Source organism: Bradyrhizobium sp. WSM471 (assembly GCF_000244915.1).
Taxonomy (GTDB): domain Bacteria; phylum Pseudomonadota; class Alphaproteobacteria; order Rhizobiales; family Xanthobacteraceae; genus Bradyrhizobium.
Window position 1 is genome coordinate 1,792,675 of record NZ_CM001442.1, and the last position, 21,779, is coordinate 1,814,453.

Sequence of the window (21,779 nt, forward strand, 5' to 3'; positions counted from 1 at the left end):
TTGCGTGCACGCCGTCGCCACCGGGGCCGACGCCCCCCGTAAGAAGGAGCACGTGAACCAATCAAAGCGCAAAACCTAGGATCTAGCCACCGCCTCGCTATTAGTGCACAAATTAGGACCAAAGCGGCGCGAAATCTGGTCTGGGCGAAGCACTTCAAAATAGAGCGCGCTGCTCGCCACCGAACGCACATCACGCGCATACTAAGGCTCGAAAAAGCCGGCCCCGAGCATTCGGGATTTTGGCGTTCGCGGCTGTGCCATCTCCTGCAGGGGCGTCGATTAAAACTTGAAAGTACATCAATGTCCAAGTTCTCAGAAGACTTGCTCGCTATCTTAGATCTCGAGCCACTCGAGGCAAATCGTTTTCGCGGTGTCTCTCAGAATCCAGGCTTGCAGCCGGTTTACGGCGGTCAGCTGATAGGGCAGTCGATGGTAGCAGCATGTCGCACTGTAGAGAGCCGGATAGCGCACTCGCTACATGGCTATTTCATTATGCCGGGCGAGCCGCACGTGCCGATTCTCTACAAGGTAGAAGCCGTGCGCGATGGCAAGAGCTATTCGATGCGCCGCGTCACCGCGATTCAGCATGGCAATCCGATTTTTTCTGCCGTGGCCTCTTTTCATGCCGGGGATGAGAATCCCCCCCTTGACCACCAGGACCCGATGCCCGGCGTGCCCCCGCCGGAGGATTTGACCATTGAGAAATTGTCCAAGCAGCCCTCGTTTGCCAAACTGCCAGAACGCATGCGCCGGTGGTATGAACCAGGCAGTCCCGTGGAACTTCCCGATCGCCCGATCGATTTGCGACCGGTCGAGATCGGTCACCACATCGGACAGAAGAGCGGCGATGGCCGTGTTCATTACTGGTTCAAAGTTGCTGCGAAGCTGCCTGATGATCCGGCTTTCCATCTTGGTGCGCTGGCCTATGCTTCGGATTGGTCGTTGCTAGACGCGGCGATGGCACGTTGTGGCCGTTCGCTGTTCGACAGGCGGATCTTGCCGGTAACACTCGACCACGCGATCTGGTTTCACCGACCATTCCAGGTCGACGACTGGCTGCTCTACGCTCAAGACTCGCCGAGTGCGCAACTCGGACGCGCCTTCACGCGCGGCCTGATATTCAAACGCGATGGCACGTTAGTTGCGTCTGTGGTTCAGGAAGCGTCGATGCGCGAGCGACGCGGATCTTAACTAAGCAACGAACATTTTCTAATGATTGTGAAGCGAATGAGCGTGCCGTTTCTTGCGTCAGGCATCTTCTACGGCTCCAAGGTCATTGTGCCGGTCTGCTTAAAGCGCAATGCGTTGCCGCTCTTGATATGGCTGTTAGTGTCTGGAAACCGAGTCGATCTTGGTTGCCTACTGCCGTTCAGTAGCCACCGCTCGAACTTTGCGCCCGATCCGCAGCCTTGACGGCGTGGCTCTGAACTGACGAGGATCTCTGGGTCAATACGTCCGACACATGAACAGTGTGGGGCGCTGGTATGTCGTGCAGGATAGCGGTGTTCAACGGTGGTTTAATCCAGCAGCTAACCGCGCCAGCAGAAGGCCAGCCTCCCAGTGCATCGACGAGAACAACCGGCTGAACGGCACTGTCGTGCCGATGAACGGGACGACTTGCAAGGTGGAGATCCCGGGCGCTGGCAGCTTGCAGGTGCTGGCCATTAATGTCGAACACTTCGGGCGGTCGACCGTGCCGGAACGCGTCATACTGAATCCTGTACCGGGCTCACTGCCGAATTCGGTCAACGCGCGAGTTACCGATCTGGTTTACCTGGCGATGAACCGCCCCGGGTTTGCCGGAGGCTCCAACTCCTGAGAGGTACGCATCCGATGAGCGCCGTCTTGTCTGACGCGTGGTATTTCGCGAAGCGTGTGACCTTAGGTCAAGCTTTAAGGTCATCAGACGATGCGGGTCGAGGTTTTGGGCGGGTTGGAACGGCGGCGGCGCTGGTCCCAGGATGACAAGGCGCGGATTGTCGAGGAGACATTGGCGCCAGGGCGAATGTGACGGAGGTTGCGCGCCACAATGGAGTAGCGGCGAGCGTGGTGTTCACCTGGCGCCGACAGGCAAGGACGGCCCAGCGGGTCGTGCCATGTCTTACGCCGGTGCAGATTGCCGCGGCGGTAGAGACGGCCGAAGGAATTCGAAGCCTCCGTCCGAAGATCACCGTGGATGCGGCAGTTACCGGCCGCCCGCAACGGACTCTATCGAAATCGATCTTGGCAACCGGCGACGCATCCGGGTGGATGCACACGTTGACCCGGAAGCGCTGGCGAGGGTCATTGAGGTGCTTGAACGCCGAAGATTGCGATACCGGGTAATGTGCGGGTGTGGCTTGCGACCGGCCATACCGATATGCTCCGCGGATTCATCCGCACGCTGGTGATCTCTATGTTTTTAGGGGCCGCCGCGGCGACCCTGATCAAGATCATTTGGCATGACGGCCAGGGCGCGTGCCTGTTCATGAAGCGGTTGGAGCGCGGCCGCTTTCTGTGGCCATCGCTGGCTGATGGCGTTGTCACGATCAGCGTTGCGCAACTATCGACTGGGTTGTCGAATGGCAGGTCGCGGCTTTTGCCGGCGCTGGCGGGTTTCAATGCCACCTATGCAAAGCTGTTCGCCAAAGAGCGCGTGGCCGTCGATTCAACGGCCTCGGCAGTACGGTGGATGGTTTCGCCACGAGCGCCCCTGTCGCTCCCGACGCTCGCAAGTTCTCTGACAAGGCCGCTCGCCCGCGCTTATCCCACTTATTCACCCACCTGATGCGATGTGCCGCGTCACGACGACTGGAAACCGAACGCGAAGCCTGCAGATTAAGCTTTCCGAGAGGCTGCCGTCGTTCACCTCCGGCAGCTCCTTAAATCTGCACATTACAAGACTTCTAACAGTCCAGCAGCGCCCATGCCGCCCCCTATGCACATCGTCACGACGACATATCGAGCGCCACGCCTTTTGCCCTCAAGCAGCGCGTGGCCTACCATGCGTGCGCCCGACATCCCGTAAGGATGGCCGATTGAGATCGCCCCGCCATTAACGTTGAGCCGTTCATCGGGGATTCCGAGCTTATCCTGACAATAGAGTACCTGGACCGCAAAAGCCTCATTGAGCTCCCACAAACCGATATCGTCAGAAGACAGGCCAAAGAGGCGCAACAACTTGGAGACGGCAAACACAGGACCAATACCCATTTCGTCCGGCTCGATCCCCGCCACGGTCATGCCGACATAGCGTCCGAGTGGAGCGATGCCACGCTTAGTGGCCAGTTCTGCTTCCATCACAACACAAGCTGACGCGCCATCAGACAATTGGGAGGCATTGCCGGCAGTAACAACGCCGTTCCCCACAACAGGCTTGAGCGATGCCAACGCTTCGAACGTCGTTCCAGGCCTATTACCTTCGTCCTTAGTAAGCGACACTTCCTCCTTGGAGATCGCGCCAGTCGCTTTGTCGACGACAGCCATCGTGGCCGTAACCGGAATGATCTCGCGATCAAAGGCACCGGTGTCCTGCCCTTTCGCGGTCAGCTGCTGCGACCGCAGTGCATAGGCGTCCTGGCGCTCCCGGGAGATGCCATAACGTTTTGCCACCACCTCGGCTGTTTGTATCATGGGCATGTGAATGTCGGGATGCATCGCGACCAGTTCAGGGTCCGATCCGAGGCGAACCTCCTTGGTTTCCACCGTGGAAATTGATTCGACGCCTCCGGCGACGACCACATCCATGCGATCTAGGATCACCTGTTTGGCGGCGGTTGCTATTGCCATCAGCCCAGAGGAGCACTGACGGTCAATTGTCATGCCAGAGACAGATACCGGCAGGCCAGCGCGCAAGGCAGCCGTTCGTCCAATAGATTGTTGCACGCCCTGTGGGAGTGCGGAGCCTAAGATTAAGTCATCAACCTCAGCCGGATCGATTCCCGACCTCTCAACTGCGGCTCGAATCGCATGCGCTGCGAGAGTGGGGGAAGGCGTGATGTTGAAGGCGCCCTTATACGCTCGCCCTATTGGAGTGCGGGCCGTGGAAACGATAACCGCTTCGCGCATTCGAAAACTCCTGTTGATCATGATCGGTGCGGCAGGGGATGCTTACTGCTGGCGGCGCATGTACGAGTTGGGCTAGTCGCGCCAAGTTCGTAGCGAGGCGTTCCGCGTTTCGCGCAAGATCCTACTCGATTTTCGAAAGTCGATTTGACCCCCTAGTACATAAGCTCGCCTCGAGGACAAGTCAGACTCGCAGAGTCTGGCGGCGATCTGGTCGCCCGCATTTTCGGCCGTTAGTACCCGGCAAGTTTCGCCAAGCGGTTCGCATGGTAGTCCGCGTTGCCGAACAGCTCAGCCAAGACTCGTTGTCGCTTCATGTAGAAGCCGATATCATACTCGTCGCTCATGCCGATGCCGCCGTGCATTTGAATTCCTTCCTGAACAGCGAGCGCGCTGGCCATACCGGACATAGCCTTGGCTACCATCGCAGCCTGCTCCGCGCCGGCGTCGCCACAGTCGAGCAGCTGCTGGGCTTTAAGCACGCAGGCGCGAGCCACTTCCATCTCCGAGTATAGATGGGCGGCTCGATGTTGCAGTGCCTGGAACGAGCCGATCAGGCGACCGAACTGCATCCGCTGCCTAAGATAACCGACGGTCATTTCTAGGGCGGCCGAGCCCACTCCCACCATCTCAGCCGACGCGCCGGCGCGCAATGAGCTCAGGGTCTTCGTCAGGCTGCGAAATCCGTGATCTATTTCGCCGATGATTGCCTCCTTGAGGACCTCCACGCCATCGAACTTCAGACGCGCGGCGAGACTCGCATCGGTGAGCCGGTCGGCCTCGGCCGTGAGATTCGCTACGTCTTTCTCAACTAGAAAGAGCGTGACGCCGACCTCCTCGTCACAGGAGCCGTTGGTCCGAGCCGCGACGATCAAGAAGTCGGCGACGTGGCCGTAGGTCACGAAACGCTTTTCACCGATCAGGCGAAAGCCGTTGCCGACCCGATGCGCCTGCAGCGCAATCCGCTCGGGCCGATGCCTGGCGGTTTCGTCGACCGCAAGCACGCCCACCGCCTCGCCAGCAAGGATACGTGGCAACCAGGCTTGCCGTTGGGCCGTCGAGCCGGCCTTTAGCATCGTGACCGCGCCCACAGCTGTTGCGAGGAACGGCGAAGGCGTGAGATTTCGGCCGACCGCCTCCAGCACTATCCCGGCCTCGACGTGACCCAGTCCTAAGCCGCCATCGGCCTCATCGATTAGGACGCCGTTCAGGCCGAGCTCAGCGAAGCGCTTCCAGAGCTCCGGCGAGAAGCCGGTCCTGTCGTCCGCATCGCGCAGCGCGCGCATATGGCTGACCGGCGCTTGCTCGGCAAGAAACGGCCGCACCGTATCGGCGAGCATTGCCTGGTCTTCGGTGTGGAAGAGGGGCACGTATTAGGCTCCGGGTAACTGGAGTATGCGCTTGGCGATAATATTGAGCTGCACCTCGGAGGTGCCGCCTTCGATGGAATTGGCCTTGGTGCGGAGCCAAGCGCGAGCGTGGGCGCCGCCGAGAGAGCGCTCGCTCTCCCACTCCAGAAAATCCGAGCCTCCGACGTCCATCATCAGCTCGTAGCGCTGCTTGTTCAGCTCGGTCCCAAAATATTTTATCACCGAAGCCTGGGCGGGGTGCGCACGCTCGTGCTTCAACTCGTCGGTAACGCGTTCCGACGTGGCCACAAACGCTTGAGCGCGGACCTCGAAGAGAGCGATTCGAGCACGCAAAACGGGATCGTCCAGCCGACCGTCCGCCTCCGTACCTACCGTCCGCTTGGCCATCTCCCCGAGCGACAGCTGGCTAATCCCTAGACCGGTGCCAGAAAGGCTCTCACGTTCGTGGCTGAGTAAATATTTGGCGATATCCCAACCTTTGTTTAACTCGCCGACCAAGTTCTTCTTCGGCACTTTCACGTTGTCTAGAAACGTCTCGCAAAAAGGCGAGTAGCCGGAGATCAGTCTGATCGGCTTAACCGAGACACCAGGCGTTTCCATGTCGATCAGCAGAAACGAGATGCCATTGTGCTTGCTTGAGGTATCTGTCCGTACGAGACAAAAGATCCAGTCTGCTTTGTCTGCATCGCTGGTCCAAATCTTCTGGCCATTCACCAAGAAATGGTCACCCTTATCCTCCGCCCGGGTAGCCAGCGACGCAAGGTCGGAGCCAGCTCCCGGCTCGGAATAGCCTTGGCACCAAAGAACTTCGCCGCGGACCAACTTTGGCAGGTGCTCAAGCTTCTGTTCCTCGCTGCCATATTTGAGGAGGGCCGGACCGAGCGTGTAAAGGCCGAACGAACTCAACGGAATGCGGCAACCGAGACGGCTCATTTCGCTTCGGAGGATCTTTGTCTCCTCGGGAGAAAGCCCACCTCCACCGTATGGCTTGGGCCAGTCCGGCGCTGTCCAGCCCTTCTCAGCCATGAGGTCCAACCAGACCTTTTGGGCGGGGTCCTTGTAAACGGCTCGGCGGCCGCCCCAAACGGCATCGTCCTCCGAACAAATCGGTTGGCGCATTTCCGGCGGGCAGTTCGCTTCGAGCCATGCTTGCGTCTCCCGACGGAAAGTCTCAAGATCGCTCACGTTGTAAGTCCCTCCGCTTTGCGAGGCTGCTCAGCGGCTGCTTCGACATTTTATGCGTGTTGCTAATCCGTGGCGCGCGCCGTTCCAGCCCGCGCGCAATCATCGGAAGGGAGAACGTGTCGCAGAACAAACGCCAAACGTAGAACGGCGAACCATCGCGATTTGTCGAAGCAATTTCGGCATCAATAGCACTCTGGGGGCTGGCCCACTGCAAGGCGTATCCTTCGCTCAACATCAGATATTCTTTGACTTTCAAGTATGGCCTCGTTGCACTTGGCCTAATACATCGAAACTTAGGATCAACAACGCTACCGCACCCCAGTGAAGAAAATCGCTAAGTTCTGGGGATTCCGTGCAGCCTTCCGGCTAAAAAGACCCGACGGTCGCGCTTCACGGCGCTACTCGAGATAGCAGCAGAAGCCGACTTGCGCGCTTGCTAGAAGATGCATTCCAGCCGACACAAGCGTGCTTGATTCTCTAATCATAGGTCCTAGGTTTCAACGATGGTTCGGGGCGGCGCTTGCGTGGTTTGAACCCGTTACCGTTCTTCAGCTTGACGCCAACCTCCGTGGCAAGCGAGTGCCTGCCGTGCCGACGTAAGCAGAGTGATACAAAACCAAGCTGGGCTATCGACACTCCGAAATTAAGCAGGAAAACTGCATCTATGTCCCAAGAATGCATGAATGCCCTCCAACTGCTCAAAACCAAGAGGTATATCGGAGCGGTAAGCAAGGTAATGTCGCGATCAGAAAAGGCTCCGACGAACGAGCCGAGCGCTTTACAGGAGGGCGCTCGCGTCAGCAAAGTTGGGCGAGACGTTTTGCACTAGTTGACCGCAAATTGCGGCTTCGAGTGATAAGGCCGGCCGATGTCGAAGGTATTGTGGTCACCATTGTCGTATTCGGGTGCAACCCTCTCAGGCACCGAAATTTGTAGTGATTGGCGATGGGGCTTGCTTGTTCGCGCCAAGCGCGGCGCTATCCGCGACGTGACTCACAACTCGCCATCGTTCGCCGCATCATTGACACCCGGGAACGTTGACCGCGGCGCCTCGGAGGCCTCCAGCAGAGTTGGGCTCAGTCTTCGTGCACAACCGTGGCATTTACGAATATTGGTCGTCGACCGCCACTTTGAGCGGGATGAATATTAATCCGATCTCGCCGATACGCGCGCGTTTTGCTGCACGACACTTGCTTCAAGTCGGCATCAGCCTTTGCATCCTTAAACAGATCCGCGAAGGCTGTGTCACAGTGCTGGGCAGTTTCTCCCGGAAAGCATTCGGTTCTCTCGCCTCGGGCTCTGCCGCGAAGTATCGGCCATGTCAACCTAGGCGGGGTAATGGCAAATGGTGGCACAAGTGCACACAAAGAACATGGCATTGGCCGTCTTCGCCGCAGTGGTCGAACGGCAGTCGCCGACTGCCGAGACATGTCCCATGAATTTCCAGAGCCGTAGCGAATGGCGGATCTAATCATGGTTGATCAAACCCTTATCTAACCCAAATTCTGGAGGATATTCCATGCCGATCTATTACCCTGACATTCTGGAGCAGAAGACCGAGCCACGTACCTTTACCTATGGTGAGAAGGATGTGATGCTGTATGCGCTTGGGATTGGCATGGGCCGCGATCCAATGGATGAGCGTGAGCTGTCGTTCGTGTACGAGAAGAATCTCAAGGTCGCGCCGACAGTGGCCACAGTGCTGGCTTCGGGTAGGGGAGGGTATGCCACGTCCGCGTCGGACCAGAAGTCAGGCCTCCGGATCAGCGAGCTTAATCTCCTGATGCTGGTTCATGGCGAACAGAAGGTTGAGCTGCACAAGCCGCTGCCGTCGTCCGGCACAATCACAGCCAATACTCGCACGATCGGCGCTTACGATAAGGGCAAGGACAAAGGTGCGGTCGTCGTCGATGAGACCGTGTGGATTGACGAAGGAGGCGAGAAGGTAGCCACTCTCACCGAGTCCACTTTCGCCCGCGGCGACGGCGGCTTCGGCGGGCCGTCGCAGGGTGCGCCCGAACCGCACCGTGTGCCCACACGCAAGCCCGAATCATCAGTCCTAATTGAGACCCGACCGGATCAGGCTCTGCTCTATCGACTGAACGGCGATCTCAATCCGCTTCATTCCGATCCCGACGTCGCTAAGCAGGCCGGTTTCTCGCGACCGATCCTGCATGGCCTGTGTACCTTCGGGATCACCTGCCGAGCCGTGCTGCAAGAGTTTTGCGACTACGATCCCGCAAAAATCCTGAGCCACCAAGCCCGATTCTCGGCACCAGTGTTCCCGGGCGACGCCATCACTATCGATCTCTGGCGAGACCGCAGTGTGATCTCCTTCGAGGCTCGCGTAATTGATCGCGATGCGACTGTGATCAAGAACGGGAAGACGGTGCTGCGCGTCTAGGCGCGCAGCACGGCGGCGGCTGCCAAAATGCCGCGTGAACGCGTGCTGCCGTCGCAGAAGAGACTTAGTCGTTCTATCGCACGGCGTGATTTGCAGGCAGATCCCAGAATGGCATTACTTATGGCTGCAACCGCAAGCGCAGAACACGAGCCCTCACAAGCTCGACGCCTCTCTACGGCGCCCCATCTTCGCCGAATGGCCCTTGAAGAGTGGGATATCAAGTCGATGCGGCGAGTTCAGGAGCCGTTTCGCCCGGATCGACAGCCGCGATAAGCTTGACCGATTTTGTCAGGAGACTTACTCTTAGCTCGAGCTCAGGAAATTCATCTCGCACGAGTGGGTAAATTGTCGCCGAAAATCCATTCGCCCCGCTCATGTCGATGGGGGCGGCACAGCCTTGCCGAAAATTCGTGGCCTTCAAATCTGAATTTCGTTGCAGCGGGCCTTTGTTCAAGACAATGGGGTAGCTTGCAATCAGCTCTAGTCGAAACATGATTCATGGCCGCTGAAAACTCGAGAGTCGAATGAAGCACTACCGGAATTACTGTAAGCGCTAAACCGTGATTCCGGGCACTAGGCTGCCAACGATGTACATGTTTCCATCAAGAATCCGCTCGCGCGGCTCGGGATCACCCGCCGGACTCGTTAGCGCCCATTCCCGAAGTGCGGTCTGGATGAAGCGTTCGGCCTTGCCGTTTGTTCTCGGCGTGTAGGGCTTGGTGCGGATATGCTTGATGCCCAAATCCCGACAAGCATCGCGGAATGCGAAGGACTGGTAGCAACTCCCATTATCGGTCATGACGCGCGCGACGTTGACGCCGAGGGTTTTGTAATAAGCCACAGCCGCCTTGAGGAAAGAAACAGCACTCTCCGCCGTCTCATCGGGCTTGATCTCCGAGAAGGCGACGCGGGAATGGTCGTCAATGCAGACATGGACGAAGTCCCAACTGGCGCCACGGCTTTTGTTCGGGCCACTCGGATCGCCAGTGATGCGGTGGCCGACACGCTGGAAACGCCCGAGTTTTTTGATGTCGAGGTGAATGATTTCGCCTGGATTCTCGCGCTCATAGCGACGTTCCGGCTCGGCCGGCTCCAGATCGCGGATCCGGTTCAAGCCCAAGCGGCGCAGGACGCGGCTGACGGTGGCCGCCGACACCTCGACCTCGGCTGCGATCTGCTTGCCGGTGTGGCGCTGCCGGCGCAAGGCCTCGATGGCTGCACACGTGGCTGGCGGGGTTTGGCTCGGCGATGAATGGGGTCGCGACGAGCGGTCGCGCAAACCATCCACACCTTCCCCGCGGAACCGCTTGACCCATTTGGCGACGGTCTTCGGCGTCGTGTTGAACTGGTAGGCAGCGTCGGCCTGGCTCAGCCCACCTTCCACCACGCTTTGGACCATCGCCTCTCGACCTTTGGGCGTCAGGGGCGGCGCTGCCGAAACGCCCTTTTAAATGTGATCGGCGCGGCCAGGAAACGCACGAAATGCGTAGTATCTTACCGAATCATACATGTGGTCGATCAACAGCAAGGGCAACCGCTTAGCGAGACAGGTCCTCTCGAGTTCGCGCCCCTTTCTTTTGGGTCTCCTCTGCAGTCGAAGAGGCGACCGCGACAATGGCTCGTATTGCCTGAGTTACGCAGAATTTCGGCTCTCCGACCGGCCATATAAGTGAAAACCAGCGCTGTGAGCCCGATACATTTTGTCGTGCAAGATAATAGATTATGTCGATCGCACGGTCGCGGAGTCAAATACAAGCAGAGGGAACAGTGGGTCAACCGCAAGCGCCGCACGCACGCGTTTCTATGCGATCTCAAACGCGCAAGCAGCTACTTCGATCAAGGAGAAGATCTTGATCCGGCCGTCGGCGGGCGCCACACTTGCGGGAGCGCCAGGGCGCGCGGGAGTAGGGGCGATCCCGGGCACGAATAATGCCTTTGTGGAGTTTTCCGGCGTTCAAAAGACCTATGACGGCGAAACGCTGGTTGTTAAGAATCTCAACCTGGACATTGCTCGGGGTGAGTTTCTGACGATGCTGGGCCCTTCGGGCTCCGGCAAGACGACGATCCTGATGATGCTCGCCGGCTTCGAGGCGCCCACTCATGGCTCGATCCTGCTGGCCGGGCGTCCAATCGATAACATGCCGCCGCATAAGCGCGACATCGGCATGGTGTTCCAAAATTACGCGCTGTTTCCGCATATGACCGTGGAGGAGAACCTCGCGTTCCCGCTCAAAGTCCGTAAGTTCGGCAAGGCTGAGGCGGCAACCCGAATTAAGCGGGCGCTCGACATGGTGCGGCTCCGCGCTTACGGCAATCGCCGGCCCGGCCAGCTTTCCGGCGGACAACAGCAGCGAGTCGCGCTCGCCCGCGCTCTCGTCTTTGATCCCAAGCTTGTGCTGATGGACGAACCCCTCGGCGCGCTGGACAAGCAGCTGCGCGAGCAGATGCAACTCGAGATCAAGCATATTCACGAAGATCTCGGGGTCACCGTTGTCTACGTGACGCATGATCAGGGTGAGGCGCTGACCATGTCGGACAGAGTAGCGGTGTTCAACGATGGTGTAATCCAGCAGCTGGCCGCCCCCGCCGAGCTTTACGAGCGGCCGCAGAGTGCGTTCGTCGCCCAGTTCATCGGCGAGAACAATCGACTGAACGGCACCGTCGTGGCGATGAGTGGGGCGACCTGCAACGTGGAGATTCCGAGCGCCGGCATTGTGCAGGCGCTAGCCATCAATGTCCAGGCGGTCGGCCGGCCGACCGTGCTGTCGTTACGGCCGGAGCGGGTAACACTGAATCCTGTGCCGGGCTCGCTGCCGAATGTTTTCAACGCGCGCGTTACCGATCTGATTTACCTGGGCGACCATGTGCGAACCCGCGTCTCGGTGTGCGGTCATGATGACTTCGTGATCAAGCTGCCAAATTCGGATGGCGTGGTCCAGGTCGAACCCGGGGCGGAAATTACTATCGGCTGGAAAGCAGAGGATTGTCGCGCGCTCGACGCGCCGGCGACGACGAGTGGAGCCTTCACCGCAAGCGAGGTGAGATCTGCGGCAACGGCGCCTCCATCTGGGGGGCTACAGGGGAGAGAGTAAGTCGATGAGGACATTCCTAATGATCGCTGGCGCAATGGCCGTGACAGGCTTGGCCACGAGCGCTCTGATGCCGGTAACATCCGCTCTCGCGGGCGATCAACTGACGATCGCCTCCGGCGGAGGTGCCTACCAGATGAGTGAGCGCAAGGCCTTATTCGAGCCCTTTTCGAGAGCGACCGGGGTCAAGATTACTGAAGACGAATACGACTATGGTGTCGCCAAGATCCGCGCCATGGTCCAGTCGAAGACTGTGAGCTGGGACGTGGTCGATGTTACCCAAACGGGTGCCGTAGGATTGTGCGACGAGGGCATCCTCGAGACCATCGACTGGAAGAAGTTGGGCCTCGACCGGGCCAAGTTCATGGGGGCCGAAAAGCAGGACTGCGGATTGCCGAATCAAGTCTCCGCCACGGTTATCGCCTATGACAAGGACAAGCTCGCGAACGGCCCGAAGACCATCGCCGACCTCTTTGACTTGCAGAAATTCCCCGGCAAACGCGGACTGCTTAAGGACCCATACGCTATTGTCGAATGGGCGCTGATCGCCGATGGCGTAGCCATCAAGGATGTCTACAAGGTCCTCAACACGTCCGCAGGCGTCGACCGCGCCTTCAGGAAGCTTGATACGATCAAGAAGGATGTCGTCTGGTGGACGAGCGGCGCTCAGCCGCCACAGCTGTTAGCTGACGGTCAGGTCGTCATGACTGCGGCCTATAACGGCCGAATCTACGACGCCGTCAAGAACTCCGGCAAGAATTTCGAGATCATGTGGGATGCCGCGGCGCTAAGCTTTAACTTGTGGGCGATTCCCAAAGGCGGTCCGCGGCTGGACGATGCCTACAAATTTATCGCATTCGCCGCTTCGCCTCAGGCGCAGGCAGACCTGACGCACTTCATCACCTACGGACCCGCCAACAGAGATGGGAGCGCGCTTGTCGATCCGGCGATTCTGCCCCACTTGCCTACTGCGCCCGACCATATGGGCAAGGCCATCGAGGTCGACCCCGCCTTCTGGGCTGCGAAGGGCGACGAGTTGCGCCAACGCTTTACAGGCTGGCTCGCGAAGTAAGGGCGAAGGAGATGAGGCGGCGAGGCTTCTCTTCGTCGCCTCCAACATTGAATTTGGAGAGAATCGATGGCGACGACTGTCGTCCAAATCGCCGGCAGTCCTTATGATATTCCGCTGCGGACCAAACTGAAACAGGTCGAGCGCCGTCGCAAGCTAAGGGCTTTCACGTTCGTTCTGCCGCTTCTGCTCTTCATCCTGATCGTCTTTGTCTTTCCGATCGGCCGGATGATGCTCGACGCGGTCCATGACACGACGCTGCTGAGGCTGATGCCGCGAACGATGGCCGCTCTAAGCACCTGGAAAGGCAAAGACCTGCCCGACGAGGCTGTCTATGCTGCGCTCGCGAGCGACCTGAAAGAGTCCTGGACTCAAAAGACCTCGGCTCTGATCGGTAAGCGAATAAACTATGAGCTACCCGGCGCTAGCAGCCTCGTCGCGTCGAGTGCCCGGAAGGCGAGCACGCTCTCAGCCGGCCCGTACAAGGCCGCCCTGATTGAGATCAATCCGTTCTGGGGGCAGCACGACGTATGGAGCCTGCTTAGGCGCGGAACTTCGGCCTATACGGCCTTTTACCTGCTGCGGTCTGTCGATTACGAGTTCGGGCCGGACAGCCAAATCGTCGCATCGCCGCCGGAGAACGCAATATTCCGCGACGCCTTTTTGCGAACGCTGGGCATTAGCATCAGCGTAACCGCCGCGACCCTTCTGCTGGGCTTCCCAGTGGCGCATCTCCTGGCGACATTGTCACCCAGGTCCAGCAATCTGCTGATGATCATGGTCGTGCTGCCGCTCTGGACCTCGCTGTTGGTGCGCACTACCGCTTGGGTCGTACTTCTGCAGCAGCACGGTGTCGTGAACGACACGTTGATCGCGTTGCATGTCATCTCACACCCGGCCGAGCTTATCTTCAATCGGGTGGGGACGATTGTAGCCATGACACATATCCAGTTGCCCTTCACGCTGCTGCCGATTTACAGCGTGATGAAGACGATCTCGCCAAGTTATGTCCGCGCAGCACGCTCGCTCGGGGCCGGCCCGTTCTACGCCTTCTGGAAAGTCTACTTCCCACAAACTCTACCGGGGATTGCCGCGGGCTGCCTGCTGACCTTCATTCTATGCTTAGGCTATTATATAACACCTGCGCTCGTCGGGGGGCCGGCTGACCAAATGATCAGCTACTTCGTTGCCCATTATACGAATGAGGAGCTTAACTGGGGCATGGCCTCGGCTCTTGGCGCCATCCTGCTTAGTGCGACGCTGCTGCTCTACTTTGTCTTCAACAAACTGGTCGGCATTGACCGGATCAAGATGGGGTGAAAACAATGGCTGTCTCGGCCTATGCTACTCCAATGGAGAGGGGCTGGTATTACCTGCACTGCCTAATCTGCGGGGCGGTACTGCTGTTTTTGATCGCACCGATCCTTGTGATCGTCCCGCTCTCGTTCAATTCCGTCCCCTTCTTCACCTACCCGATGCCGGGGGTGTCCTCGCGCTGGTATCAGGAGTTCTTTCTCACTGACCGATGGCAGGGCGCGCTGCACAATTCGTTTTTCGTCGCGGTAGCGGTCACGCTGCTATCGACATTGCTGGGTACACTAGCCGCGCTCGGGCTCAGTCGGCCGAACTTCCCCTGGCGAACGGCGGTGATGACCGTACTGATCTCGCCGATGATCGTGCCGGTCGTTATCACAGCGGTCGCGGTTTATTTCTTCTATGCAGATGTCGGGCTGCTCAATACATTTGCAGGATTGATTCTGGCGCACTCCACGCTGGCCACGCCGTTTGTCGTTATCACCGTGACCGCGACGCTGACAGGCTTCGATCAGGCTCTGACCCGCGCAGCCGCCGGGTTGGGAGCGCCGCCGATCACCGCGTTCTTCAAAGTTACCCTGCCGCTGATACTTCCTGGTATCATCTCTGGTTCGCTCTTCGCCTTCCTCACCTCCTTCGACGAAGTCGTGATCGCTCTTTTCGTCGCGAGCGCCGAGCAACGTACCCTGCCGAAAGTCATGTTTTCCGGCATCCGTGAGCAGATCAGTCCCACCATTTCGGCTGCCGCTACCGTGCTGATCCTGTTCTCCATCGTCATGATAACTACAATCGAACTGTTGAGGCGGCGCTCAGAGCGTCTGCGCGGCATTCGCCCCACCTGACGGTTGCTGCCCAGCCGGATCCCTTGCAGAAGTCATATTTACTGTCACGAAGTCATCGCGCAGCCGCACCGGCTAGGCGCACTGCAGCCGAAAATCAATTACCGGGGTGCATTACGCTGCAATCATCATCACGGCCCTCTCGCAGAGAGGACCGAGGTAACTCAAATATCTCCTCGATTGAGCCCGCGCGGATCAACTTATCGGTCCGGGAGTGACGCTTCTTAGGCAGCGTACGCGGCCTCGACCGCAATTCATCTCTGATCGGTTCTGCCGTGCTGATCCTGTTCTCCATCGTCATGATAACTACAATCGAACTGTTGACGCGGCGCTCAGAGCGTCTGCGCGGCATTCGCACCACCTGACGGTTGCTGCCCAGCCGGATCCCTTGCAGAAGTCATATTTACTGTCACGAAGTCATCGCGCAGCCGCACCGGCTAGGCGCACCGCAACCGAAAATCAATTATCGGGGTGCATTACGCTGCAATCATCATCACGGCCCTCTCGCAGAGAGGACCGAGGTAACTCAAATATCTCCTCGATTGAGCCCGCGCGGATCAACTTATCGGTCCGGGAGTGACGCTTCTTAGACAGCGTACGCGGCCTCGACCGCAATTCATCTCTGATCGGTTCTGCCGGTATTGGCCTGCGCGCTTGGCCACCAGACCTGCCGCGCGGATTTTTCCTCGCCTATTTACCTCGCCCCACGCCGCTTGTGCAACGTTGGCCTCCCAAGAGACCGCGGCCGCTGAGGTGCAGATCGATTTACATGATACGAAGAGCAAGCCTTGACCCATGTTCATAGCGAGCTCTCTCCGAGACGGGCGCATCGCTAGACTCCGCGCCGTCAGGAGCTCCAAAATCGACCGCCCGACGCCGCCTCGCCACGCTACCAAGCGCGAGCCCGCCTCACCCGGCCGTTGCGGAACGGGCCCGTAAAGAGAGAAGAACTCGAGCGACTCTAATTCCGGAACACCGCCGCCAGGGAGGCGTCGGCCTCGGCGCGGAGTTGCTGTAGCTCGTTGCGGCCGACTACCATGTGGTGCACCTCGTCCGGGCCGTCGGCGATGCGCAGGTGGCGGGCCGAGGCGTACATCTGCGCCAGCGGCGTGTGCTGCGAGAGGCCCAGCGCGCCGTGCATCTGGATCGCCTGGTCGATGATCAGGCACACCCGCTCCGGGACCATCGCCTTGACCATATGGATCCACACCCGCGCCTCGCGGTTGCCGAGCACATCCATCGCCTTGGCGGCCTTCAGCACCATCAGGCGCATGGCCTCGATCTCGATGCGCGCGCGGCTGACCTTCTCGGGGTTGCCGCCGAGCTGGATGATCGGCTTACCGAAGGCCACTCGGCTCATGCCGCGCTGGACCATTAGGTCGAGCGCCTTCTCCGCCAAGCCAATAGCGCGCATGCAGTGGTGGATGCGGCCCGGGCCGAGACGCAGCTGGCTGATTTCGAAGCCGCGCCCCTCGCCGAGCAGCATATTCGACGCCGGCACGCGGGCGTTGTTGAAGCGGATGTGCATGTGGCCGTGCGGCGCGTGGGGATCGCCGAACACCTGCTGGCCCTGCACGATCTCGACGCCCTCGCAGGGCAGTGGCACGAGGATCTGCGACTGGCGCAGGTGCGGCGGGGCATTCTCCTCGCCGGTGCGCACCATGGTGATCATCACCTTGCAGCGCGGGTCGCCGGCGCCGGAGATGTAGTGCTTCTCGCCGGTGATGATGTACTCGTCCCCGACGCGGACCGCGCGGGTGTCGATGTTCTTGGCGTCGGAAGAGGCGGTGTTCAGCTCGGTCATGCAGTAGGCCGAGCGGATCTTCCCCTCGAGCAGCGGCTTCAGCCACTTCTCTTTCTGCTCCGGCGTGCCGACGCGCTCCAGCACCTCCATGTTGCCGGTGTCCGGCGCGGCGCAGTTCATGATCTCAGACGTCAGCCGATTCTTGCCGAGCTCGACGGCGATATAGGTGTAGTCGAGGTTGGAGAGGCCCTCCCCGGTCTTGGCGTTCGGCAGGAAGAAGTTCCACAGGCCCTGCGCCTTGGCCTTGTCCTTGGCAGCCTCCAGCACCTCGAGCTGTCCAGGAGCGAACTGCCAGATGTCCGGGCCGCGGCCCTCGCCGAGGCGGTGGAACTCCGCATCCGCCGGCTCGCCCACTTCGCGAATAAACTGCTTGACCTTCTTATAGAGCGGCAGCGCCTTGTCGGACATGCGCAGGTCGTTGAGCTCGTCCTGCGGGTTGAGGGCAAAGCCGGTCTCCGGCCGTTCGGCGTTCATGGTCATGAGTTGCCTCTGAAAAAAAGTACGCGCCCCAACGCGGCATATCGCCTGCAATTTGAGGTATTGTGAGCCGTCATTCTACTGAGACTTAGACGCCGATTATCGTCTCATTCGGCGAGTTCACGCCAGATTTTCCGCGACATTGTTCAATTTCAGCCGAATGGCATCGCTCACAGTCTGCAGGTTTTTCCGGCGATATCAGGACCTCCTGCAGCAGGCCAAACCCGCTGCGACCGCTTGCCTCGGTAGCTATCACATCGGCAGAGCGGACCCTCCGCCTGGCAACAGCGTGTCTGGCGCAGGCTCAAACGCCTGATCGACATCGCCCTGGGCATAAGCTTGGCCGCTGAATGTGTGGGCAATTGAAAGCCCCACCCGAGGGGTACGGGTCCAGGCGCGCATCGAGCCTTATCGATGCGCGGCCTATGGCCGGGGGCCGCGCGACGCACTCACATGCGCCCGCAAGAAGCCGGCCTCGACGATGACGTGGGACACCTGACCACTCTGGACGCCCGACGAGCGCCGAAAAAAACGCCGCCTGATACCCGTTGATAATGGGCTGGTATCACGCCCCCAATTACCGGCCGCAGCTATGGCACCCGCTTGGGCCAGCTCCGACGCGCACACATCAAGACGATTGGGGAGCAGAGCCCCGATTTCAAATCGCTCTGCTGTCGGGACAACTTGGCGAACGGCCCTCACCATGTGTCGATGAAGGCTCGCTTTCACTTCTTTGGTGTTGGGAGAGTAGCCGAAAGCCAACGTGCTCTCCTTGGAAATAATCGGTTCAGGTTCTTTCGGCGAATCGCCAGGCCATCTGAGCGAAAGCTCGCGCGCTGGCGCCGGAAGAGGCCGCCTGTGCGCTCGAGGCGATGCCGGCCTCGGCGCGCTTGGCGATGCCTTGCATGATCGCCGCCACCCGGAAGAGGTTGAAGGCCATGTAGAAATTCCAGTCCGCCTTGAGCGCATCGGGCGTCGCCAGCTTCGTGCGCTCGCAGTAGCGGCGGATGTAGTTGTCTTCACGCGGGATGCCGAGCCCGGACAAATTCAGATCGCCGATGCCGCCAAAGGAGCTGTGTGGGATGTGCCAGGCCATGCAGTGATAGCTGAAGTCCGCGAGAGGGTGGCCCACCGTGGACAGCTCCCAGTCGAGCACGGCAATCGCCCGTGGCTCGGTGGCATGGAACATCAGGTTATCCAAGCGGAAGTCGCCATGGACGATCGAGACTTTACTTTCACCGCGCGCAGTAGCGGGGATGTGTGTGGGCAGCCATTCGATTAGGCGCTCCATCTCGCGGATCGGCTGTGTCATTGGGCCCGCGCCGTCGGCGGACATCTTGTACTGCTTGCTCCAGCGGCCGATCTGACGCTCGATGTAGTTGCCGGGCCTGCCGTAGTTCCCCAGGCCGCGCTCGTCAATGCTGACAGTATGCAGCGCCGCGATCACGCGGTTCATCTCTTCGTAAATCTCACCGCGTTGAGCAGGCGTGGCATCGGGCAGGGACTGGTCCCATAGCACGCGGCCCTGCATGTACTCCATGATGTAGAACGCGCGCCCGATAACCGACTCGTCCTCGCACAGGGCGTACATGCGCGGCACGGGGACTTCGGTGCCCGCCAACCCGCTCATGACCGCAAACTCGCGCTCGATGGCGTGCGCCGATGGCAGCAGCTTGGCCATAGGCCCGGGCTTGGCGCGCATCACGTAACTCCGCGACGGCGTGTTCAACTTGTACGTGGGATTTGACTGCCCGCCCTTGAACATCTCCACCGCGAGCGGCCCCTGGAAGCCCTCGATGTTGGCGTGCAGCCACGCCGTGAGCGCCTCGACGTCGAAGCGGTGCTGCTCGGCCACGGATCGTGTGCCCACAAAATTGTCTAACTGGCTCACAGGGCGGTCTCCTCGATTCGCATTGGCATTTCGCTGTTGCGGACCGCCAAGCCGCCGCGCTCATGCGGATCACTTGCTCGCGCTCCATCTCTTAATTCCTAGTCGACGCGCTGCCGGGGACCCGAGCAGCTGCGCGCTTTCCTGCGCCGACTGCTAGTCTCGTGCCACCTATTACCGCCCGGGATCACTGCCACGCGCCCCGTCAAATCGAAGACGCTTACGAGTCTTCCCGTAGGACATTGTAGGTCCAACCGAAGCCGCCTAGCCTTGACTAGCAGCCAACTTTGTTCGCGCAATTCGTTCATCACGCAGCTTGGTCCGACGGAGCTTCCCCGCATCATCGCGAAGGGGCTCATCCACGAACTCAAATGTTCGCGGGCGTTTGTAGCCCACCAGCCGCTGCTCGAGGTGCGCTAGCAACGTGTCCGCGGTCAGTCCTGGTCGAGCCTGAATGATCGCGTGAACGGTTGAACCCATGTCCTCGTCCGGCAGGCCTACCACGGCGCTCGAGAGCACGAGCGGGTGCTCGTCGATAGCGGCCTCGACTTCAGCGGGATAGACGTTAGCGCCGCCGACCAGGATCATATCCGAGCGCCTGTCGGCGAGATAGAGATAACCATCAGCGTCAAAATAGCCGATATCGCCTAGACTCTCCCAACCGCCCGGAAGGCTGCGAGCCGTCGCGCCGCGGTACTGGTAGGGTGTCGGCGAGTCCTCCAGGCGCCGCATGTAAATCTCTCCGAGTTTACCCACCGGCAATTCGTTTCCGTCGAGGTCAACGGCCTTCATTTCGCCAACCATCACACGACCGACGGAGCCGCGATGATCGAGCCATTCGCTTCCAGTGATGGTGGTCCAAGCTTGGGACTCCGTCCCGCCATAGAGCTCCATAATCACCTCCGGCCCGAGCCAGCCGATGAAGGCTTCCTTGAGCCAGGGCGGGCAAGGTGCGGCCAAGTGCCAAAGCGTTTTCAGCGAAGATACATCATACCGGCCTCGCACCTCTTCCGGTAACCGCCAGATCCGGTTCATCATCGTCGGCACGAGATAGATCCAAGTCGCCCTGCGCCGCTCTACCTCAGCCAGCACCTCCTCGGGGTCAAAGCGAGGCATCAGCACCACATGCGCGTGGTTGACGAAGCCTTCTAGAGCGCAACTGAAAGGGACGGCGTGATAGAGCGGCCCGGGTATTAGCATCGTCTCGCCCGCCCGGATGCGCCAGCCGCCCTGGTCAACCGGTGCCGCCGAGGTCAGGCCGGGCGAGTTCGAAAGGATTAGCTTGGGTCGCCCGGTCGAGCCCCCCGAGGTCATCGCCTTCAACGCCGGAGCGACGCGCGGCCCCAGCGGACGCTCATCATCGGACAGTGCGAGGAGGTCTTCGACGGTGACCCGTCGCCGGTCAACCTCCATGCCGGGCAAGGCGATAACCACTGGCGGGTCGGCCAAGTCGACGATTGCCCCCAACTCGACGCTCGTCAATCGGGAGGAGACTGGCTGGGGTGTCGCGCCCAGCTTCCAGACGCCCCAGGACGCCTCAATGAACTCGACTCCGTTTGGCAGCCCTATGGTGACAAGATCGCCGATCTTGACCCCTAACCCCTCTAGCGCCCGCGCGATGCGGTTGGCTCGCGCCTCCAACTGCTCGCAGGTGAGGGTGACCTCGGAGCAACTGACCGCCGGGATATCCGGCGTCATCCGAGCTCGGCGGAAAAGCTTCTCGCCCAAGGGAATCAGATTTTCAGCCATTTTCTGTTTCCGCTGCAAATATTACAGGCAGACCAAAGCATGTCAGCATTGCGCCTGCTCTACCGTCGGAGTGATTAGCGCAAAGCTCAGAATAAAGTCGCTAACCTGTTCCGGTTCGACGCATATTTCAGGCGGGATATCGGCGATTGGAGCAGAATCTTATCGTCCGGATCGAGCCGCCGATCAGATATGGGGGAGTCGAATGTTCGTTCCCTCGGAAGTCGGCACTTACTCATCCGGACTGGCCAAACCAGCAAACGGAGCGGGATGATGACGGCGTAGCGGCTCGATGGAGTTTGAGTACAGATATCCCCTGTGGCGAACCACGATTTAGCCGACGTCGAGGTCGTGGCCCAGAGCCAGACAGCTAACGGGCTCATGTGCTCCCGGTTGGCTCTAGATAGCATCGTTGGTGAGCCTCGCAAGCGCGAGCGTATCAATACCTCGGTCTGCAACTAGCAATATGGCATTGCCAATGTGGCAGCCGCGCATTCTGAACGCCACTAAAGAACTTGACGATGGGTCTAAAAGTCGTGTGGACCAATCA

General features: G+C 59.7%; 15 protein-coding genes and 1 pseudogene. 8 read left to right on the top strand and 8 right to left on the bottom strand.

Annotation, left to right across the window (positions count from 1 at the left end; all coding sequences use genetic code 11):
- The first annotated feature begins 300 nt into the window (after window positions 1-300).
- The 3 genes from BRA471DRAFT_RS07925 (at window position 301) to tnpB (ending at window position 2,767) form a co-directional block, all read left to right on the top strand.
- Entirely contained in the window at window positions 301-1,191 is an 891-nt protein-coding gene (locus BRA471DRAFT_RS07925) for an acyl-CoA thioesterase II (protein ID WP_007606048.1), read from the top strand.
- 271 nt (window positions 1,192-1,462) lie between these two features.
- A complete protein-coding gene (locus BRA471DRAFT_RS07930; protein ID WP_035973675.1) occupies window positions 1,463-1,819 on the top strand; it encodes a hypothetical protein in 357 nt (118 codons plus the stop codon).
- A 513-nt stretch (window positions 1,820-2,332) separates the two neighbouring features.
- The gene (tnpB, locus tag BRA471DRAFT_RS36500; RefSeq protein ID WP_083843169.1) at window positions 2,333-2,767 is read left to right on the top strand and encodes an IS66 family insertion sequence element accessory protein TnpB; all 435 of its coding nucleotides are present in this window, start codon (window positions 2,333-2,335) and stop codon (window positions 2,765-2,767) included.
- A 107-nt stretch (window positions 2,768-2,874) separates the two neighbouring features.
- Here the strand turns inward: tnpB and BRA471DRAFT_RS07940 are convergent, their stop codons facing one another.
- From BRA471DRAFT_RS07940 to BRA471DRAFT_RS38085, 4 genes are all read right to left on the bottom strand, one after another.
- On the bottom strand, window positions 2,875-4,047 hold the full coding sequence (locus BRA471DRAFT_RS07940) for an acetyl-CoA C-acyltransferase (RefSeq protein WP_007606056.1): 1,173 nt from the start codon (window positions 4,045-4,047) through the stop codon (window positions 2,875-2,877).
- Between the two features lie 230 nt (window positions 4,048-4,277).
- Window positions 4,278-5,414, bottom strand: a complete 1,137-nt coding sequence (locus tag BRA471DRAFT_RS07945; protein WP_007606062.1) for an acyl-CoA dehydrogenase family protein — start codon at window positions 5,412-5,414, stop codon at window positions 4,278-4,280.
- Window positions 5,415-5,417: 3 nt separating this feature from the next.
- On the bottom strand, window positions 5,418-6,599 hold the full coding sequence (locus tag BRA471DRAFT_RS07950) for an acyl-CoA dehydrogenase family protein (protein ID WP_007606063.1): 1,182 nt from the start codon (window positions 6,597-6,599) through the stop codon (window positions 5,418-5,420).
- Complete coding sequence (locus tag BRA471DRAFT_RS38085; protein ID WP_157234012.1) at window positions 6,586-6,855, bottom strand: hypothetical protein; 270 nt, start codon at window positions 6,853-6,855, stop codon at window positions 6,586-6,588. Before BRA471DRAFT_RS38085 ends, BRA471DRAFT_RS07950 begins: the two co-directional genes overlap by 14 nt.
- Window positions 6,856-8,118: 1,263 nt before the next feature.
- Between BRA471DRAFT_RS38085 and BRA471DRAFT_RS07955 the strand changes: the two genes are divergently transcribed.
- Window positions 8,119-9,003 (top strand): MaoC/PaaZ C-terminal domain-containing protein, encoded by an 885-nt coding sequence (locus BRA471DRAFT_RS07955; RefSeq protein WP_007606067.1) that lies wholly within the window; start codon window positions 8,119-8,121, stop codon window positions 9,001-9,003.
- A gap of 533 nt (window positions 9,004-9,536) precedes the next feature.
- Here the strand turns inward: BRA471DRAFT_RS07955 and BRA471DRAFT_RS07960 are convergent.
- A pseudogene (locus BRA471DRAFT_RS07960) lies at window positions 9,537-10,402 on the bottom strand (IS481 family transposase); the annotation flags it as partial.
- 514 nt (window positions 10,403-10,916) lie between these two features.
- Between BRA471DRAFT_RS07960 and BRA471DRAFT_RS07965 the strand changes: the two are divergent.
- The 4 genes from BRA471DRAFT_RS07965 to BRA471DRAFT_RS07980 all read left to right on the top strand — a co-directional run bounded on the left by BRA471DRAFT_RS07965 (window position 10,917) and on the right by BRA471DRAFT_RS07980 (window position 15,317).
- Window positions 10,917-12,095, top strand: coding sequence for an ABC transporter ATP-binding protein (locus BRA471DRAFT_RS07965; RefSeq protein ID WP_198287894.1), 1,179 nt, complete (start codon window positions 10,917-10,919; stop codon window positions 12,093-12,095).
- 19 nt (window positions 12,096-12,114) lie between these two features.
- Window positions 12,115-13,164, top strand: a complete 1,050-nt coding sequence (locus BRA471DRAFT_RS07970) for an ABC transporter substrate-binding protein (protein WP_007606072.1) — start codon at window positions 12,115-12,117, stop codon at window positions 13,162-13,164.
- Between the two features lie 66 nt (window positions 13,165-13,230).
- The gene (locus tag BRA471DRAFT_RS07975; RefSeq protein ID WP_007606074.1) at window positions 13,231-14,481 is read left to right on the top strand and encodes an ABC transporter permease; all 1,251 of its coding nucleotides are present in this window, start codon (window positions 13,231-13,233) and stop codon (window positions 14,479-14,481) included.
- Between the two features lie 5 nt (window positions 14,482-14,486).
- Entirely contained in the window at window positions 14,487-15,317 is an 831-nt protein-coding gene (locus BRA471DRAFT_RS07980; protein WP_007606075.1) for an ABC transporter permease, read from the top strand.
- Between the two features lie 958 nt (window positions 15,318-16,275).
- On the opposite strand, the gene BRA471DRAFT_RS07985 is transcribed toward BRA471DRAFT_RS07980, so the two are convergent.
- The 3 genes from BRA471DRAFT_RS07985 to BRA471DRAFT_RS07995 all read right to left on the bottom strand — a co-directional run bounded on the left by BRA471DRAFT_RS07985 (window position 16,276) and on the right by BRA471DRAFT_RS07995 (window position 21,232).
- Window positions 16,276-17,598: an acyl-CoA dehydrogenase family protein gene (locus BRA471DRAFT_RS07985; RefSeq protein ID WP_007606076.1), complete on the bottom strand. Its 1,323-nt coding sequence runs from the start codon at window positions 17,596-17,598 to the stop codon at window positions 16,276-16,278.
- Between the two features lie 784 nt (window positions 17,599-18,382).
- The gene (locus tag BRA471DRAFT_RS07990; protein WP_007606077.1) at window positions 18,383-19,486 is read right to left on the bottom strand and encodes a phosphotransferase; all 1,104 of its coding nucleotides are present in this window, start codon (window positions 19,484-19,486) and stop codon (window positions 18,383-18,385) included.
- A 261-nt stretch (window positions 19,487-19,747) separates the two neighbouring features.
- A complete protein-coding gene (locus BRA471DRAFT_RS07995) occupies window positions 19,748-21,232 on the bottom strand; it encodes an AMP-binding protein (protein ID WP_007606079.1) in 1,485 nt (494 codons plus the stop codon).
- Window positions 21,233-21,779: the final 547 nt, after the last annotated feature.